The 17,464-nt window shown below is 27.6% G+C and carries 17 protein-coding genes; 1 reads left to right on the top strand and 16 read right to left on the bottom strand.

The window, feature by feature from the left end; all coding sequences use genetic code 11:
* Positions 1 to 4: 4 nt before the first annotated feature.
* From rseP to J2Z24_RS13940, 13 genes are all read right to left on the bottom strand, one after another.
* Entirely contained in the window at positions 5 to 1,018 is a 1,014-nt protein-coding gene (gene rseP / locus J2Z24_RS14000) for an RIP metalloprotease RseP (protein WP_035148607.1), read from the bottom strand.
* Between the two features lie 21 nt (positions 1,019 to 1,039).
* Positions 1,040 to 2,194 carry a 1-deoxy-D-xylulose-5-phosphate reductoisomerase gene (gene dxr / locus J2Z24_RS13995; RefSeq protein ID WP_035148577.1) on the bottom strand — a complete coding sequence of 385 codons (1,155 nt, stop codon included), beginning with the start codon at positions 2,192 to 2,194 and terminating at the stop codon, positions 1,040 to 1,042.
* Positions 2,195 to 2,227: 33 nt separating this feature from the next.
* Entirely contained in the window at positions 2,228 to 3,190 is a 963-nt protein-coding gene (locus tag J2Z24_RS13990; RefSeq protein ID WP_035148576.1) for an AI-2E family transporter, read from the bottom strand.
* A 125-nt stretch (positions 3,191 to 3,315) separates the two neighbouring features.
* A complete protein-coding gene (locus tag J2Z24_RS13985) occupies positions 3,316 to 4,113 on the bottom strand; it encodes a phosphatidate cytidylyltransferase (RefSeq protein ID WP_035148573.1) in 798 nt (265 codons plus the stop codon).
* A 21-nt stretch (positions 4,114 to 4,134) separates the two neighbouring features.
* The gene (uppS, locus tag J2Z24_RS13980; protein WP_035148571.1) at positions 4,135 to 4,896 is read right to left on the bottom strand and encodes an undecaprenyl pyrophosphate synthase; all 762 of its coding nucleotides are present in this window, start codon (positions 4,894 to 4,896) and stop codon (positions 4,135 to 4,137) included.
* A gap of 95 nt (positions 4,897 to 4,991) precedes the next feature.
* Entirely contained in the window at positions 4,992 to 5,549 is a 558-nt protein-coding gene (gene frr, locus J2Z24_RS13975) for a ribosome recycling factor (RefSeq protein WP_035148568.1), read from the bottom strand.
* A 14-nt stretch (positions 5,550 to 5,563) separates the two neighbouring features.
* Complete coding sequence (gene pyrH, locus J2Z24_RS13970; RefSeq protein WP_035148566.1) at positions 5,564 to 6,277, bottom strand: UMP kinase; 714 nt, start codon at positions 6,275 to 6,277, stop codon at positions 5,564 to 5,566.
* Between the two features lie 101 nt (positions 6,278 to 6,378).
* On the bottom strand, positions 6,379 to 7,302 hold the full coding sequence (gene tsf, locus J2Z24_RS13965) for a translation elongation factor Ts (RefSeq protein ID WP_035148564.1): 924 nt from the start codon (positions 7,300 to 7,302) through the stop codon (positions 6,379 to 6,381).
* A gap of 70 nt (positions 7,303 to 7,372) precedes the next feature.
* The gene (gene rpsB / locus J2Z24_RS13960) at positions 7,373 to 8,074 is read right to left on the bottom strand and encodes a 30S ribosomal protein S2 (RefSeq protein WP_035148562.1); all 702 of its coding nucleotides are present in this window, start codon (positions 8,072 to 8,074) and stop codon (positions 7,373 to 7,375) included.
* Positions 8,075 to 8,336: 262 nt separating this feature from the next.
* On the bottom strand, positions 8,337 to 9,113 hold the full coding sequence (gene codY / locus J2Z24_RS13955; RefSeq protein WP_111947504.1) for a GTP-sensing pleiotropic transcriptional regulator CodY: 777 nt from the start codon (positions 9,111 to 9,113) through the stop codon (positions 8,337 to 8,339).
* A 502-nt stretch (positions 9,114 to 9,615) separates the two neighbouring features.
* Positions 9,616 to 11,706, bottom strand: coding sequence for a type I DNA topoisomerase (gene topA / locus J2Z24_RS13950; RefSeq protein WP_035148559.1), 2,091 nt, complete (start codon positions 11,704 to 11,706; stop codon positions 9,616 to 9,618).
* A 243-nt stretch (positions 11,707 to 11,949) separates the two neighbouring features.
* Positions 11,950 to 13,038 carry a DNA-processing protein DprA gene (gene dprA, locus J2Z24_RS13945; protein WP_035148558.1) on the bottom strand — a complete coding sequence of 363 codons (1,089 nt, stop codon included), beginning with the start codon at positions 13,036 to 13,038 and terminating at the stop codon, positions 11,950 to 11,952.
* Positions 13,039 to 13,050: 12 nt separating this feature from the next.
* Positions 13,051 to 14,556 carry a YifB family Mg chelatase-like AAA ATPase gene (locus tag J2Z24_RS13940; protein ID WP_035148557.1) on the bottom strand — a complete coding sequence of 502 codons (1,506 nt, stop codon included), beginning with the start codon at positions 14,554 to 14,556 and terminating at the stop codon, positions 13,051 to 13,053.
* 245 nt (positions 14,557 to 14,801) lie between these two features.
* On the opposite strand from J2Z24_RS13940, the gene J2Z24_RS13935 reads away from it, so the two are divergent.
* Positions 14,802 to 15,170 carry a YraN family protein gene (locus J2Z24_RS13935; RefSeq protein WP_035148556.1) on the top strand — a complete coding sequence of 123 codons (369 nt, stop codon included), beginning with the start codon at positions 14,802 to 14,804 and terminating at the stop codon, positions 15,168 to 15,170.
* 2 nt (positions 15,171 to 15,172) lie between these two features.
* Here J2Z24_RS13935 and rnhB read toward each other — a convergent pair whose 3' ends face one another.
* Genes rnhB through lepB form a run of 3 tightly spaced genes read right to left on the bottom strand, consistent with a single transcriptional unit; the run spans position 15,173 to position 17,458 of the window.
* Complete coding sequence (gene rnhB, locus J2Z24_RS13930) at positions 15,173 to 16,003, bottom strand: ribonuclease HII (protein ID WP_035148555.1); 831 nt, start codon at positions 16,001 to 16,003, stop codon at positions 15,173 to 15,175.
* 38 nt (positions 16,004 to 16,041) lie between these two features.
* Positions 16,042 to 16,896 carry a ribosome biogenesis GTPase YlqF gene (ylqF, locus tag J2Z24_RS13925; protein WP_035148554.1) on the bottom strand — a complete coding sequence of 285 codons (855 nt, stop codon included), beginning with the start codon at positions 16,894 to 16,896 and terminating at the stop codon, positions 16,042 to 16,044.
* 31 nt (positions 16,897 to 16,927) lie between these two features.
* The gene (gene lepB / locus J2Z24_RS13920) at positions 16,928 to 17,458 is read right to left on the bottom strand and encodes a signal peptidase I (protein WP_035148553.1); all 531 of its coding nucleotides are present in this window, start codon (positions 17,456 to 17,458) and stop codon (positions 16,928 to 16,930) included.
* Between the last annotated feature and the right edge of the window lie 6 nt (positions 17,459 to 17,464).

Genomic DNA, 17,464 nt, shown 5'->3' with positions numbered 1-17,464 from the left:
TCTCCTATAAATTAACAGGATATAGTATATCTTTTACAGTAACTAGCACCATTAAAGTCATTAATATAGCAAATCCAATATAATTTATAACACCAACTTTATTACTATCTATTTTTCTTCTAGTTATAATTTCAATTAAGAATAGAATAATCCATCCTCCATCCAAAGCTGGAAATGGAATAATATTAAATATAGCTAATTGTACGCTTAAATAAGCTGCAAAAGACATTAAACTTAAAAATCCCGCTTCTGCTGCTTTTCCCGATACCTTTATAATAGTTAATGGTCCTCCAAAATCATTTACTGATACCTTGCCTTTGAACATAGTTTTTAAAAATCCAAAAGTCTGACTTATAAGAGAATTTGTTTCAACAAATCCATATGAAATTGACTGTCCTATACTTGGATTTGTTATAGCTGTAGGATAAATTCCAACAACATATCTATTTTCTTCTTCATTCTTTACAGGAGTAACTTTAGTAGTTTTAACTTCTCCTTGTCTTTTATAAGTAATATTTAAAGTAGATTTACCATTAGTATAAACTTCAGTTACAAAATCTTCCCAAGTTAATATTTTCTTATTATTCACTTTTAATATTTCATCGCCTTTTTGGATACCTGCAATTTGGGCTGGATTATTAGCTTCTACTCTATCTACTATAGGTGCATAGTAACCTCTACTTGCAGATATAACTCCAAACAGAACTATTGCTAATATTAAATTCATAAAAGGCCCTGCTGCAACTATGCTTAATTTCTGAAGAGATGATTTATTTGAAAATGCTCTATCATCTGTAGTTTCTTCTCCATCTTCTCCAAGCATTCTTACATATCCACCTATAGGTAATAACTTTACATTATATTGAGTTTCTCCCTTTTTTAAACCAAATAATTTAGGCCCCATACCTATAGAAAATTCTTCTACTTTAACACCATTTAATTTTGCTAAAGCAAAATGACCAAATTCATGTACAATAACTAATAAACTAAAAGCAAAAATAGCACCAATTATATTCATAATACTCACGTATATTCCTCCTTAAATAAATGTATTGTTTACATATTCCTTTACTCTTTTATCTATATATATTATTTCTTCCAATGAAGGATTTTTTATATTACTAAATTTATTCATTGCTTCTTCTAATATATTTCCTATAGTAAGAAAGTCTATTCTTTTATTTATAAAAAGCTCTACAGCTGCTTCATTAGCCCCATTTAAAATTGCTGGCATTAATCCACCTATTTTCCCTGCGTCATAGGCTAATTTCAAAGGCTTAAAAGTATCTATATCTGGCTTTTCAAAAGTTAGATTCTTGATAGCATAAAAATCTATTTTTTCAACCACCGCTTCCTTTCTTTTAGGATAATTTAATGCATATTGTATAGGAAGTTTCATATCTGTACTCCCTAATTGCGCTATAACACTTCCATCTTTATACTCTACCATTGAATGTATTATGCTTTCAGGATGAACTATTACCTGAATATTATTATAATCCACATCAAACAAGAAATGAGCTTCTATAACCTCTAATCCTTTATTCATAAGAGTGGCTGAATCTATAGATATTTTTTTACCCATATTCCATCTAGGATGATTAAGCGCATCTTCTACAGTAACATTTTTTAATTCATGCAAAGTTTTACCCCGAAAAGGGCCGCCAGAAGCTGTTAATAATATTTTGTTTACATCTTCATAAGAGTTACCTCTTAAACATTGAAATATAGCTCCATGCTCCGAATCAACAGGAAGTATATTTATATTACTTTTCTTAGCTTCCTTCTTGATTATTTCTCCCCCTACCACCAAAGTTTCTTTATTAGCAAGAGCTATATCTTTTCCTGATTTTATAGCTTTTAAAGTTGGATATAAGCCAATCATACCAACTACAGAAGTTAATACCACATCTACTTCTTCTAAAGAAGCTATTATATTAAGTCCCTCTAATCCAAATAGAACTTCTGTATTTTTATTATTATCATTACAATACACTTTAACTTTCTCATAAGCTACACTATCCATCAGAGCAACAAATTTAGGACTAAATTCATTTATAATATTTATAATACCTTTCCAATTTTTATTAGCAGAAACAGCTATTAATGAAAAACTATCTTTCTCATCTCTAATTACATCTAATGCCTGAGATCCTATAGAACCAGTTCCTCCTAATATGCATATATTCTTCAACATATCCTCTCCTTTGTAAAAAAATTAATGAAATTACATTTCTAGTATACTTTTACAAATTATTATATATAAAGGTGCAAATATCATTCCTATTATACCAAAAGCCTTTAATCCAACATATAAAGATAATATAGTAAATATAGGATGAATTTTTAATTTATTACTCATAAATTTAGCTTCCATAATCTGCCTATTAATAAAAAGAAGTACATAAAGACAAATCAATCCAAAAGCAATTATAAAGTCCCCTATGGAAACTTTATACAGTATTAAAGGTATAAATATTATTATTGTTCCTAAATAAGGTAACAAATCAAGTATACCACAAAGCGTTCCTAGCATAATGTAATTTTCTATATTTAAAGCCATTAATCCAAATATAGTTTCTATAGTAGTAACAAATATTAACAATATTTCTACTTTCAATATACCTTCCATATCTTTAATCTTTTCTTTTATGAATCTTAGCCCATTAGGTGATATAAAATTTTTAGTCCAATTAAATATAACATATTTATCTACCAAAATAAAGTAAGCAACTATATTACCAATAAAATAATTAAAAATACTTTCTGTAGTATATACTGCTCCTTTCCTTAAAAAATCACTGTTTAGAATATTAAAATAATATTTTTCTAATTCCTGATTTAACCCTGAAAAATTTAAATTTAAATTTCTACTTAATTTATCTAAAGTATATACTATTTTTAATATAGCATCTATAATTATATCCTTAATGCTATATAACCAATTGCCAATATATATAAGAAAAATAAATATAATCATATTTACAAATAATATACTTATTAATCCTCTTACTTTCTTGCTAAATATTTCAAACTTACTCAATAGATCATATATAGGACTTGAAAGGAATAAAAATATTACAATTACAAAAAATGGTTTGAAATATCTTTTTATAAAAACAGTAAAAATTATAAATATTATTAAAGAAATAGAGCAATATATAATCTTTTTATATTTTTCATAAAACAAATTTATATCCCCTAGAATTGCTATATAGTATTATATTCTAAAATATAGTTATATATTATAAAATATAATGCAAAAGCACTTAGAGCATAATCTATATACTCTAAGTGCTAAAATACACTTATTTTTTATATTCTTACTATAAAAGTTAAATAATAAAATACTACTACGGCTGAAAAAAGTATACTATCAAATCTATCAAGTACACCTCCATGCCCTGGTATTAGATTACTATAATCCTTTACACCTGCATATCTTTTAATAGAAGAAGCAACTAAATCTCCAAATTGTACTAATATTCCGCATAATGCTCCTATTATAAAAAAATGTATTAATGAAATATTTACTCCTATATTAACTAAATAAACTCCAAATAACCCACAAGATAGTGTAGATCCAATAAATCCTCCTATAGAACCCTCCACAGTTTTTTTAGGACTTACTTTAGGACAAAGCTTATTTTTACCAAAAAACTTACCACTATAATAAGCAGAAGTATCACATATCCAAGAAGATAGAAATATAAGCCAAATAAGATAATTTCCATAAGACTTATTATTTACTAAAACTATAAAACTGAAAAACACTGGTACATATAAAAATCCTAGTAAAGTAGTTCCTGCATCAATAAAAGTATATTTTATATTTATAACAGGAATACTCAATACTATTAAAGTAGTTAATATAACAATATAAAAGAATAAATCCGTATTTATCTTTGTGCCTAAAGTTAAAAAGTATATTATACACAATACATATCCAACTATACTAAATGCATGTATATTTTTTTCTTTTAAAACTTTATAAAATTCATAAAGTCCCATTAATGATAGTACAAAAGTTAAGTACTTTAAAAAAATTCCACCTACAAATAAAAATATTATAAGAGGTGATAATATAAGAGCTCCCAAATATCTGTTGTTCACTTTACCCACTCCTAAACTTTCTTATTTCACTCCTCCATATCTCCTATCTCTGTTTTGAAAATCGTATATTGCCTTGTGAAGGTGTTCTTTATTAAAATCAGGCCATTTTATATCTGAATACCAAAATTCTGAGTAAGCAGATTGCCATAAAAGAAAGTTACTAATTCTTTGTTCTCCGCTTGGTCTTATTATCAAATCTGGATCTGGCATTCCTGCAGTATATAAATAATTTGATATGATATTTTCATCTATAACTTCTTCATTAATTTGTCCTTTCTTAATATCTTCATAAAGTAATTTTATAGCTCTAACAATTTCATTTCTTCCACCATAATTTAAAGCTAAATTTAATTGAAGTCCTGTATTATTTTTTGTTTTTTCATAAGCACTTCGAAGCTCATCTTGACATATTTGTGGAAGCTTTAAAATATCTCCTATAGTATTTACTATTACATTGTTTTCATGTAATTCTTCTACTTCTTTTTTTAAATACTCAACTAATAATCTCATAAGAGCATTCACTTCATCTTTAGGTCTCTTCCAATTTTCTGTTGAGAAAGCATATAAAGTTAAATATTTTACTCCTAATTTGTCACATTCTTTTACTACATCTCTAATAGTTTCTACTCCTGCTTTATGACCCATACTTCTAGGTAAATTTCTTTCTTTAGCCCATCGTCCATTTCCATCCATTATTATTCCAATATGTTTTGGAATATTATTCATGTCCAATGATAAGCAATTCTCTTCTTTCTTTTTCTTATCATTAAAAAATTTCCACATATATTCCTCTCCATTCTAAAATTAACCTTTAGTAATAACTAAAATTTAACTTTACTAATAAAACCTGCGAAAACGCAGGTTTAAAATTAAAAATATTAAATAGCCATAACTTCTTTTTCTTTTACTTCCAAAATTTTATCAATTTCTTTTATAAAATTATCTGTTTTCTTTTGAATATCATCTTCTGCTTTTTTAATTTCATCTTCTGATATATCTGATTCTTTTTTAAGATTTTTTAATTTATCATTGCAATCTCTTCTTATAGCTCTTATTGCTATTTTAGATTCTTCACCAGTTTTCTTAATAGTTTTAACAATGTTTTTTCTTGTTTCTTCAGTTAATTCTGGTATTACCAATCTAATAATAGTACCATCATTAGACGGATTTAGTCCTAAGTCTGATTTTAAAATAGCTTTTTCTATATCTTTTATAGCAGTCTTATCCCAAGGCTGAATTTGTAGAACTCTTGACTCAGGTACAGAAATGCTCGCTACTTGATTTATAGGTGTAACGGATCCATAATACTCAACTTCTATTTTATCTAGCATTGCTGGATTAGCTCTTCCAGCTTTCATAGAAGCTAAATCTTTCTTTAAAACACTAATAGTTTTTTGCATTTTTTCATCAGCTGTGGCCATAATATCTTTTATCATTAATAATACCTCCTTTATTCTTTACACACTATTGTTCCTATTTTTTCTCCAATAACTGCTTTTTTAATATTTTCAGGAGAATCTAATCCAAACACTAATATAGGAATATTATTATCCATACATAATGAGGTTGCAGTAGAATCCATAACTTGAAGTCCTCTGTCTAATACATGTATATAACTTAAAGTTTCAAATTTTTTAGCATCTGAATATTTGTGAGGATCTTTATCATAAACTCCGTCAACTTTCTTGGCAAGTAGTATCACATCTGCTTCAATTTCTGCTGCTCTTAAAGCTGCAGTAGTATCAGTTGAAAAATAAGGATTTCCTGTTCCTGCTGCAAATATTACTACTCTTCCTTTTTCTAAATGTCTCATAGCACGTCTTCTTATAAAAGGCTCGGCAACTTCTTTCATTTCTATAGCTGTTTGAACTCTAGTATTAACCCCTAACTGTTCTAAAGAATCCTGAAGTGCTAATGCATTTATACAAGTAGCTAACATTCCCATATAATCTGCAGTAGTTCTGTCCATAGCGTCTCCATTTCTTCCTCTCCAAATGTTTCCGCCTCCAACGACTGCACCAATTTCTACTCCCATATCTACAAGCTCTTTTATTTGTTTAGATATATTTTGAACTACTTCAAAGTCTATACCATATCCTTTTTCACCTGCTAAGGCTTCTCCTGAAAGCTTCAGCATTATTCTTTTATATTTAATATTATTCATATATATTATACCTCCAAACTGTTAAAAATTACATAGTAATTTTAAAATTCACCGGATTTTCATTTCAAAAAAAGAGAACACGCAGTGTTCTCTCTTTTTAGTTATTTTCCTTGCTGCATTTGTTTCTTAACTTCTTCAGCAAAATCTTCTTCTTTCTTCTCGATTCCTTCTCCTCTTTCGAATCTAACAAATCCAGTAACCTTTATTTCAGCTCCAACTTCTTTTGATTTTTCCTGGAGATATTTTGTTATAGTATAATCAGCATTCTTAACCCAAACTTGTTCTATTAAGCAGTTTTCTTTATAGTATTTTTGGATTCTACCTTCTACCATCTTATCAACAATTTTTTCTGGTTTTCCTTCATTTAAAGCTTGAACTCTGTAAATTTCCTTTTCTTTTTCTAAAGTATCATTATCAACTTCATCTCTATTTAAGAATAATGGATTTACAGCAGCAATTTGCATAGCTATATCTTTAGCTACTTCTTTTAATACTTCATTTGATTTTTCACATTCAAGCTTTACAAGTACACCAATTCTTCCACCACCATGGATATAGCTTTCAACTACTCCATTTTCAACAGAATAATTGCTAAATCTTCTTACTGACATGTTTTCTCCAAGTTTAGCAATTAAAGCCGTAACAGCATCTTTTATTGATATGCTTTCATCACCTATGTATTTTTCTTCTATGAATTCTTCTATATTAGAAGCCTTAGTATTTACTGCCTGTTTTGCAACATTATTAGCTAATGTTTTGAAATCATCATTTGCAGCAACAAAGTCAGTTTCACAGTTTACTTCAACTATAGAACCTGATTTTTCATCTTCTGAAATAAAAGTTTCAACTAATCCTTCAGCAGCAACTCTTCCAGCTTTTTTAGCAGCAGCAGCTAATCCCTTTTCTCTTAATAATTCTATAGCCTTATCTAAATCTCCATTAGTTTCAGATAAAGCTTTTTTGCAGTCCATCATACCTGCTCCAGTTCTTTCTCTTAAATCCTTTACCATCTGTGCAGAAATCATAATTTATCCTCCCTATCTTTACGATTTTTTTAAAGGTAAATGAAGATACCTTCATCTACCTTTAAATATATTATTCAGCTAATTGTTCACCTTGTCTTGCTTCTATAACAGCATCAGCTATTTTAGCAGTTATTAATTTTACAGCTCTTATAGCGTCGTCATTTCCTGGAATTACATAATCAACTTCATCTGGATCACAATTAGTATCTACTATTGCTACCACTGGTATACCTAATATTTTAGCTTCTGATATAGCATTTTTTTCTTTTCTTGGATCTACTACAAATAAAGCTCCAACATTATTTGCATCCATTTTCTTTATTCCACCTAAGTTCTTTTCTAATTTTTCTTCTTCTAACTTAAGCTTTATAACTTCTTTCTTAGGAAGAACATCAAAAGTTCCATCCTGTTCCATTTCCTCTAATTCTTCTAATTTCTTAATTCTTCCCTTTATAGTTGAGAAGTTTGTTAACATACCACCTAACCATCTGTTATTAACAAAGTGCATGTTACTTCTTATAGCTTCTTCTTTAATAGCTTCTTGAGCTTGTTTTTTTGTTCCAACAAAAAGGATATCTTTTCCTTCTCCTGCAACTTCTTTTATGAAGTTATATGCTTCTTCAACTTTCTTTACAGTTTTCTGTAAATCTATAATATAGATTCCATTTCTTTCTGTAAAAATGTATGGAGCCATTTTAGGGTTCCATCTTCTTGTCTGATGTCCGAAATGAACACCTGCTTCTAATAATTGTTTCATTGAAATAACTGACATAATTTTTACCTCCTTGGTTTTTACCTCCATTATCTTCATATTTATAAAATACCCTAAGGCACCGTTTATAAATTAGATAATGTGTGTATTTTTGTTACCTAGAGTAGTATATCATATGAAATCACTATGTTCAATAATAATTTAAAAATTTTACATAAGTATAGCAAAAAAAACTAATCTATAATAAAAATATATATTTTTACTATAATTTATAGTGAAAACATTATTAAAATAAAAAACAGGATAATAATTATCCTGTTTTTTATTTTATTTTCTTTAATTCATCTAATAATTTGTCATTTAATATTCTTATATGAGTTCCCTTCATACCTAATGATCTAGATTCAATAACTCCAGCACTTTCAAATTTTCTTAAAGCATTAACTATTACTGATCTTGTTATTCCAACTTTATCTGCTATTTTTGAAGCAACTAAAAGTCCTTCCATTCCATCTAATTCATTAAATATATGTTCTACAGCTTCTAATTCAGAATATGAAAGTGTTCCAATAGCAAGTTGTACTACAGCTTTTTTTCTTGCTTCTTCTTCTATTTCATCGTGTTTTGATCTAAGTATTTCAAGTCCAATAATAGTTGCACTATATTCAGCTAATACAAGATCTTCATCTGTAAACTGATCATCAAATCTAGCTAATGATAATGTTCCAAGTCTTTCTCTGTTTCCATTTATAGGCACTATAGTAGTTAATTTATTTTGTATACCACAGCCACAGTTTTCTTCGAAAACACATTTCCCATTATTAGTTAAATTAGCTAAAGTTTCATGAATATTTAAAAGTTTATTATTATAAAACTCTGGAAATCTCATTTCTGGAACTATTTTTTCTTTCACAATTTCACATTCAAATCCAGTTGAAAGATCATAACCTAATATTTTTCCTTTTTTACTTAAAATATAAACATTACACTCTAATACCTCACTTAGTAATTTACATATGTCGTCAAATACCACTGGCTCTGTTCCTGATTTCTGAAGTATTTTATTTAACCTTCTTGTCTTATTTAAAAGTGATGACATTTTTAAAATTCCTCCTCTATTTTATTACCATTATTAAATTATTTAAACTGCAGTCATATACAGAATTTATTGCTGCACTTTTTTTAATTATATTATATCACAAATTATAACATTCAATAATAAATTTTGTTAAATTATTGTGATTTTTTTTAATATTTAGAATTGTTACCTTAGCTTTAATAATAATACCATACTATATAACAAATTTCAACCATCTTGTACTAAATTTATTATTATAAAGGCGCTTTTCGACAACTTTATGCAAATTGATTAAGATTTACCCTTTAAATTTAATAATTTAATAATTTAACAATTAATACTTATGAAAATTATCAAGTAATTCATATATAAAATATGATTTTCTTATAATATAAATTTATTTTATACATGAATTACGCCACTAATAAATATAACCTAAATAGATCCATATTATTAGTGGCGTAATATAATAAATTCTTTATTTAAAATCTCATTTAACTTAAAGCTTTATAATTACATAAATTTATTCTTTCTCTTCCGTTTTGTATATTCTGTTTTTACAATTTTCGTTTGTACACTCAATGTAATTTCCCTTTGCTTTGCTATATTTTTTAACCATATTACCATTACACAAAGGACATTTATCATTAACTGGTTCAAACCAGCTTATAAAATCACAATTAGGATAGTTTCCACATCCATAAAACTTTCTCCCTTTTTTACTCTTCTTTACAAGTATTTTTCCTCCACATTTCGGACAATTTGCATCGATCTCTTCAACAATAGGTTTTGTATTCTTACATTCCGGATAACCAGGGCAGGCTAAGAAATCTCCAAATCTACCATGTTTTATCACCATATTCTTCCCACATTTTTCACAAATTACATCTGTAACCTTATCTTCTATAGTGACTTTTGCCACTTCTTTTTCTGCTTTATCTATAAGTTCTTTCAATGGATTAAAAAACTGATGGACTATTCTTTGCCAATCATCTTTTCCAACTTCTACGCTATCCAATTTATCTTCCATTTCTGCAGTAAATTCCACATCTACAATAGGTTTAAAATACTCCGATAATATGTCATTTACTATAAAACCTAGCTCTGTAGATTTTAAAGTTTTCTTTTCTCTCTCTATATATTTTCTTTCGAGTAATGTTGATATTATTGGAGCATAAGTACTAGGTCTACCAATACCATTCTCTTCTAGAGTCTTAACTAAAGACGCTTCTGAAAATCTAGCAGGTGGCTGAGTAAAGTGTTGTTTGCCATCTATGGATTTTTTATCTAATTTTTCACCTATTTGCAATATAGGTAATTTAATGGAATCCTTTTCTTCATCTGTCGCATATTCATATACTTTCATAAATCCATCAAAATCTACAGTTGATCCTGTAGCTTTAAATAAATATTCTTTATTTAATATTTCTATTGAAGTAGCCTTTAAAATGGAGGATGCCATTTGACTAGCCAAAAATCTGTTCCATATCAGTGTATATAATTTATATTGCTCATTACTTAAATTTTCTTTTGCTAATTCTGGAGTTATTTCCACATTAGTAGGTCTTATAGCTTCATGGGCATCTTGTATATTCTTTTTCCCCTTAAATTCTCTAACTTCCTTTGGAATATACTTTTCTCCAAACTTTTCTATTATAAAATTTCTTGCAGCTTCTTGAGCATCTTTAGAAATTCTTACAGAATCAGTTCTCATGTATGTTATCAAACCTATAGTACCATGTCCTTTTATATCTACGCCCTCATATAACTGTTGAGCTATAGACATGGTTCTTTTAGTAGAAAAGTTTATTTTTTTATAGGCATCTTGTTGTAATGTACTAGTAGTAAATGGTGCTAATGGATTTTTTGTTTTTTGTGATTTTTTCACATTTTTAACCAAAAATTCCCCTTGATTTAATTCATCAATTATAGCTTTACTTTCTTCTTCATTATTTATCTCTACTTTTTTTCCCTGTTTAGAAATTAACTTAACAATAAAATTATTTTTGTTTTGTTCTTTATGTAAGCTACATTCTATAGTCCAATATTCCTTTGGAATAAATTTTTCTATTTCTCTTTCTCTATCGCATATCATCTTTAAGGCTACTGATTGCACTCTTCCTGCACTTAATCCCCATTTTACCTTTCTCCATAATATAGGGCTTATTTCATATCCAACTAATCTGTCCAACACTCTTCTTGCTTGCTGTGCATTAACTAAATTTAAATTTATTTCTCTTGGTTGTTTTATAGCTGTCTTTATAGCACTTTTAGTTATTTCATTAAACTCTATTCTACACTTTTTACTTTCATCCAATTTTAATGCCTTTAAAAGATGCCAAGATATAGCTTCTCCTTCTCTATCAGGGTCTGTAGCTAAATATACTTCATCACATTTTTTAGCTTCTTTTTTTATCTTATCTAAGAGTTCTCCTTTTCCTCTAATAGTAATATATTTTGGTGTATAATTGTTATCTATATCAACTCCTAATTGACTTTTAGGAAGATCTCTTACATGACCCATAGATGCCTCAACTACATAATTTTTTCCCAAATATTTTCCTATAGTTTTTGCTTTTGCTGGTGATTCTACAATAACAAGTTTTCGTCCCATCTTATACTCCGATAGCTAGTATCAGAGGTTACACCCCCTATATGATAGTATTTAATTTAAATCTTTCACTTGCCATCATTACTACCCATAGTTTTTTTAATATAAGTTAGTATACTGATAGCATGTGTTACATTTTAACAACTAGTCCTCAATTATATTTAATATTTTATATGACGTAAGTTGCTTTCTATTTATTATTAATTTTATTGCTTATAGTATTAGAATATTATAATTTATAATATATTAAACACTATTTGCAATTCTAACATAATAATTACCAGAAAGGCAAGTTATTTGATTTTTAAGTTGCAATTCAAATAATACCTCATATAATTGCTTAATGTCAACATTAGTCTTTTTCAATATGTCATCTATATGTATTGGTCTATCTTTTATATTACTATATATCTTATGTTCAATTTCCCTTTGAAAAACGGGTGTTTTCTCCTCTTTAGAACAGTACTTAATATTTAATATATTAAAAATATCTTCTACTGATGTCAACGGATATGCTCCATCCCTTATTAATTTATTAGTTCCTTTACTAGTTTTTGAAAATATAGTTCCTGGTACTACCATTATATCTTTCCCCTGTTCTAAAGCATAAGAAGCCGTTATTAAACTTCCACTTTTTTCTGAGGCTTCTACTATAACAATTAAATCACTCACTCCACTAATTATTCTGTTTCTTAAAGGGAAATTATATGCATAAGGCGGAGTTTTAGGAGGAAACTCTGATAGGATACACCCCTTATTTATAATTTCATAATACAATTTTTTATTTACTTTTGGATATATAACATCTACTCCACAGCCTAATACAGCACAAGTGTATCCTCCACTTTCTAGCGATGATTTATGTGAAAAAGAATCAATTCCTTTTGCCATACCACTAATCACATTTATATTTTCTTCCCCTAGTTTACTAGCTAATATTCTTGTTACATTTTCTCCATAATAACTATGATTTCTAGAACCTACAATAGCTACAGATTTATTATTATTCAACATTTCTATATTTCCTTTATAAAACAATATAGTAGGAGAATCTTCAAAATTTCTAAGTTTTTTTGGATAAAGTTTATCATAGTAATTAATCGTAGAAATACCTTCTTTTATTAATATTTCTCCTATATTATTTATCTTTTCTTTATTCCATGAATTAATCAATGAACTCTTAAATTTGTTTTCTTCCATCATTTTAGAAAAATGATTTTCTTTACCATTACAGTATTTCCATATGGCCTCAGTAGTCTTAAATTTTTTTATTAATTTAATCTTTATTTTATTAGAAATCTTAACTGTTGAAAACCATATGTCATAAAAATTCATAAACATCTCTCCTTAAACTATATTATCTAAAAATTTCCTATATTGAAGAGCTTCAATTAAGTCTACTTCTTCTATATCCTGTTTTTCTTCTAAATCTGCAATAGTTCTGGATACCTTTAATATTCTTGTGTATACTCTTGTACTAAAATTAAATTTATCATAAACTTTTTCCATAAATGATGCAGCCTTCCCTTTTAATTTGCAATATTTCATTATCATTTCCCCATTCATTTCTCCATTAGTCAATATACTATAACTTTTAAATCTTTCTTTTTGGATTTTTCTAGCCTTATCAATTCTTTTCTTTATAGTTTTAGAATTTTCGCCTTTTGTAGTAGATTTTATTTCTCTATATTCTAACTTAGAAAGAGGTGTAAAAATATCTATTCTATCTAAAAGAGGACCAGATAATTTATTTATATATCTTCTTTTCTCTAACTCAGAACATTCACATGGAATTTTGGAGCACGGACACGGATTTAAAGCCCCTACTAACATAAAATTACATGGGTATTCTACTGTTCCTGAAGATTTGCTTATTTTTATTTTTCTATTTTCTAAAGGCTGTCTTAATGATTCTAAAACATCTTTCTTAAATTCTAATAATTCATCTAGAAATAGCACTCCATTATGAGCTAAAGATACTTCTCCTGGATTTAAATTAATTCCGCCTCCTACAAGAGATATTTTAGATGCAGTATGATGTGGATCCCTAAAAGGACGCTTTACTATTAACCCTTTTTTTTCTTTTAATGCTCCCACTACGCTATAAATTTTGGTACATTCTAAAGCCTCTTTATATGTTATATCTGGCAATATGGTTGGAATTCTTTTAGCAATCATGGTCTTCCCTGTACCTGGAGGACCATATAAAATTATATTATGATTTCCTGCTGCTGCTACTTCAACTGCTCTTTTAGCACTTTCTTGACTTAAAATATCAGAAAAATCTATAGAATATTTATTTAAAATATTAAATTTATACTTATTTTTATAGGGTAGTAAATCTTTATATTTTAAGTATCCAACTACTTCATTTAAATTACTTAATGGATATACTTTTGCTTCCTTGATTATTGAACATTCATCTTTATTCTCTAGTGGTACTATAAAGCTATATATATTATTTTTTATGCCTTCTATTACTATAGGTAATGCCCCTTTTACCATTCTTAACTCTCCTAATAAAGATAATTCTCCCATAAATATATATTTTTCTACATTATCTATTTTAATTTGATTTGTAGCTAATAAAATACCAATAGCTATAGGCAAATCAAATAAAGAGCCTTCTTTCTTTAAATCTGCTGGAGCTAAATTAATGGTAATCCTCCCAACTGGAAATTCAAATCCAGAATTTATTATAGCCGCTCTTACTCTCTCCTTTGATTCTTTTACAGCTATATTAGGCATTCCTACTATGTTAAAACAAGGTAATCCTCTAGAAATATCTACTTCTACATCTATCATTATTCCTTCTATTCCTGTAAATGTAGCAGTATTAATTTTAACAGCCAATGACATCACCACCTTTTTTAGAATTCTTGACAAAAAAATTTTTATAATACAAAAAATCCTAAATAAAAATTTAGGATTTAAAATTCCAAAAATAATTTTATCAATTTTTCGAATTTTACCACTAGTTGATATATTCTCATTTATAGTATAATATAATTATATAATTCATATTATTATATTAATTATTGTAAAGTGAATATACTTCATTATTAGTTATTTATATTAAAAATGAAAGGAGAGTATTTATGCATTCCTATAAGAAGGAAGTAGGAACTTTAGGTGAAAATTTAGCTCAAAGTTATCTTATTCAAAATGGGTATATTATACTAGATAAAAATTTTAGGTGCAAACAAGGGGAAATAGATATAATAGGAAAGGACGGCGATTATATAAGTTTTATAGAAGTAAAATCCAGGTATGGAAGTCTATATGGCACACCTGGAGAAGCAGTTAATCTAATAAAACAATATAGAATATACAAAACCGCTCAACTATATATATTGAAAAAAAATCTTCATAAGTTTAAGTTTAGATTTGATGTAATTGAAGTAACTTTAAATCACAAAAATGATGATTTTTATATAAAATTAATAAAAGATGCTTTTCAACTATAATATTAAAGAATATTTTTTAGAAAACTTAATCTATGTATAGGGCATGTCCCATATTTTTTTATTCCTTCAATATGTTCTGTAGTTCCATAGCCTACGTTTTTTTCAAAACCATAATTAGGATAAATTTCTGCATATTTCTCCATTTTTTTATCCCTATATACCTTAGCTATAATTGAAGCGCTTGCAATAGACGCACTTTTATTATCTCCTTTTATTATAAATTCATTTTTAAATTTTATATCTTTTATTGCGTATCCATCGGAAATAACTAATTGTGGTTTAACATCTAAACCCATAGAGGATCTTTTTAAGACTTCATTATTACACCAACCTATTCCTTTGGAATCAATTATGTCATTATCTATTTCTACTATATTATAATACAATGCTTTGCTTTTTATTATTTGTGATAACTCCTCCCTAGATTTTTGTGAGAGTTTTTTCGAATCTTTTATTCCTAAAATTAAGTCATTATAATTTTTATAATTTAAATCTAATATAACAGAAGCAGCAACTATTGGTCCAGCCAAAGGGCCTCTTCCTACTTCATCCACTCCTGCTATATAAGTATATTTACCAAAAGATTTATCAAAGTTATACATTCCTTTAACTCTGTTTATTTCATCTTCATGCTTTTGAATAAATTTCAGAATTCTATTACTCAAACTCTTTACATTTTTTCTTTTATCCTGTTTTAAAAATTTTGCTATTTCTATTAAATGTTCTTTAACTTCACTACAATATTCTTCTTCTAAAGAACAAACCTTGCTTTTTATATCTGTAAACTTAAGGGTAGAAATTTCTACATTATTTTTCAAACTTTCTAAATTCATTATCTTATGCTACCTTTCCTTTAGAATTAAATATTAAATTATAATTCATCTTCTGGTTTTTCAAGAGATATGTTTCCTAATTTTCCTCCTCTAAATTCATCTAGTAACATAATTGCTACCCTATTATAATCAATTTCTCCTTTAGCTATAACTGCCCCTCTTTTTCTTCCTATATTGTCCATATTAGTTAAAGGATTTTCATCTAATTCTTCTAATTTATATCTAGACTTTAGATTTTCTGAATAATCATTTTGTAATTTTTCTATAAGTCTTAAAGCTAATGTCTCGATATCCATTATTTCATCTTTTATGGCTCCTGTAAAAGCTAAATTTAGACCAACTTTTTCATCCTCAAACTTTGGCCATAATATTCCTGGTGTATCCATTAATTCTATATCCATTTTTGTTTTTATCCACTGTTTACTCTTGGTTACTCCTGGTTTATCTCCTATCTTAGCTATATTATTCTTAGCCATTTTATTTATAAAAGAAGATTTACCTACATTTGGAATACCAACCACCATAACTCTATCAACAACTTTTACTAATCCTTTATTTTTCAATCTTTCATGTTTTTCCTTTAATAGTTCATTTAGCATAGGCTTTATATTTTTTATGCCTTCGCCATTCAAGCAATTAACTGATAGCACTTTTACATTATCTTTAGTTAATTCTTTTATCCAACTATTTGTAATCTTTTTTTCACTTAAATCACTTTTATTTAATAAAATAATTCTAGGCTTCATACCACAAATTTCTTCTATCTCTGGATTAGAACTAGATTTAACTATTCTAGCATCTCTAATTTCTATAACCGCATCTACTAACTTTAAATTTTCTTTTATTTCTCTCCTTGTCTTTGCCATATGACCAGGAAACCAATTTATTGCCATAATATCTATCCTTTCCTAAGTCTCAACTTAATCAATTATTTTTTGCTGCTGCTCTTATTTTTCCTACACTGTTAAATGGATATATTCTCAAAGCTGCCCTTCCTACTACCATGTTATATTTTACAAATCCAACTCTTTCATCTCGACTATCTAAACTATTATTCCTATTGTCTCCCATAACAAATATAGTATTCTCTGGTACTGTAATTTCATTAAAATCCTGCATTCTTTGTTCAAATATATAATTTTCTTCTAAAGGTTTTCCATTTACATATACTTTATCATTTTCTACTCTAACTTTATCTCCACCTACAGCAATTACTCTTTTGATAAACTTTTCCTTAGGATCTGCTGGATATTTTATTACTACAATATCTCCTTGAGCTGGCTTTCTAAAATAGTAAGATACTTTCTCCACTATAAGCCTATCCTTATTATGAAGGGTAGGATACATTGAAAGACCGTCAACCTGAACTGTCTCAAATATAAAAGTTATTATTAAAAATGCCGCTATAATCGCTATAAGAATTGACTTTCCCAATTCTACTAATTGTTTTACCATAATAAT

Origin of the sequence: Clostridium tetanomorphum (assembly GCF_017873215.1) — a bacterium.
GTDB classification, from domain to species: Bacteria; Bacillota; Clostridia; order Clostridiales; family Clostridiaceae; genus Clostridium_AO; species Clostridium_AO tetanomorphum.
This window is presented reverse-complemented; position numbering and strand designations above follow the sequence as displayed.

Excerpts from the sequence above, each read along its gene's own strand:
- rpsB (WP_035148562.1), bottom strand. The coding sequence starts at position 8,074 with ATGTCAGTTATTTCAATGAAACAATTATTAGAAGCAGGTGTTCATTTC.
- rseP (WP_035148607.1), bottom strand. The coding sequence starts at position 1,018 with ATGAATATAATTGGTGCTATTTTTGCTTTTAGTTTATTAGTTATTGTA.
- lepB (WP_035148553.1), bottom strand. The coding sequence starts at position 17,458 with ATGGTAAAACAATTAGTAGAATTGGGAAAGTCAATTCTTATAGCGATT.
- rnhB (WP_035148555.1), bottom strand. The coding sequence starts at position 16,003 with ATGAATTTAGAAAGTTTGAAAAATAATGTAGAAATTTCTACCCTTAAG.
- ylqF (WP_035148554.1), bottom strand. The coding sequence starts at position 16,896 with ATGGCAATAAATTGGTTTCCTGGTCATATGGCAAAGACAAGGAGAGAA.
- pyrH (WP_035148566.1), bottom strand. The coding sequence starts at position 6,277 with ATGAATAATATTAAATATAAAAGAATAATGCTGAAGCTTTCAGGAGAA.
- uppS (WP_035148571.1), bottom strand. The coding sequence starts at position 4,896 with ATGTGGAAATTTTTTAATGATAAGAAAAAGAAAGAAGAGAATTGCTTA.
- dprA (WP_035148558.1), bottom strand. The coding sequence starts at position 13,038 with ATGAATTTTTATGACATATGGTTTTCAACAGTTAAGATTTCTAATAAA.
- frr (WP_035148568.1), bottom strand. The coding sequence starts at position 5,549 with ATGATAAAAGATATTATGGCCACAGCTGATGAAAAAATGCAAAAAACT.
- tsf (WP_035148564.1), bottom strand. The coding sequence starts at position 7,302 with ATGATTTCTGCACAGATGGTAAAGGATTTAAGAGAAAGAACTGGAGCA.
- topA (WP_035148559.1), bottom strand. The coding sequence starts at position 11,706 with ATGGGACGAAAACTTGTTATTGTAGAATCACCAGCAAAAGCAAAAACT.
- J2Z24_RS13935 (WP_035148556.1), top strand. The coding sequence starts at position 14,802 with ATGCATTCCTATAAGAAGGAAGTAGGAACTTTAGGTGAAAATTTAGCT.
- codY (WP_111947504.1), bottom strand. The coding sequence starts at position 9,113 with ATGTCATCACTTTTAAATAAGACAAGAAGGTTAAATAAAATACTTCAG.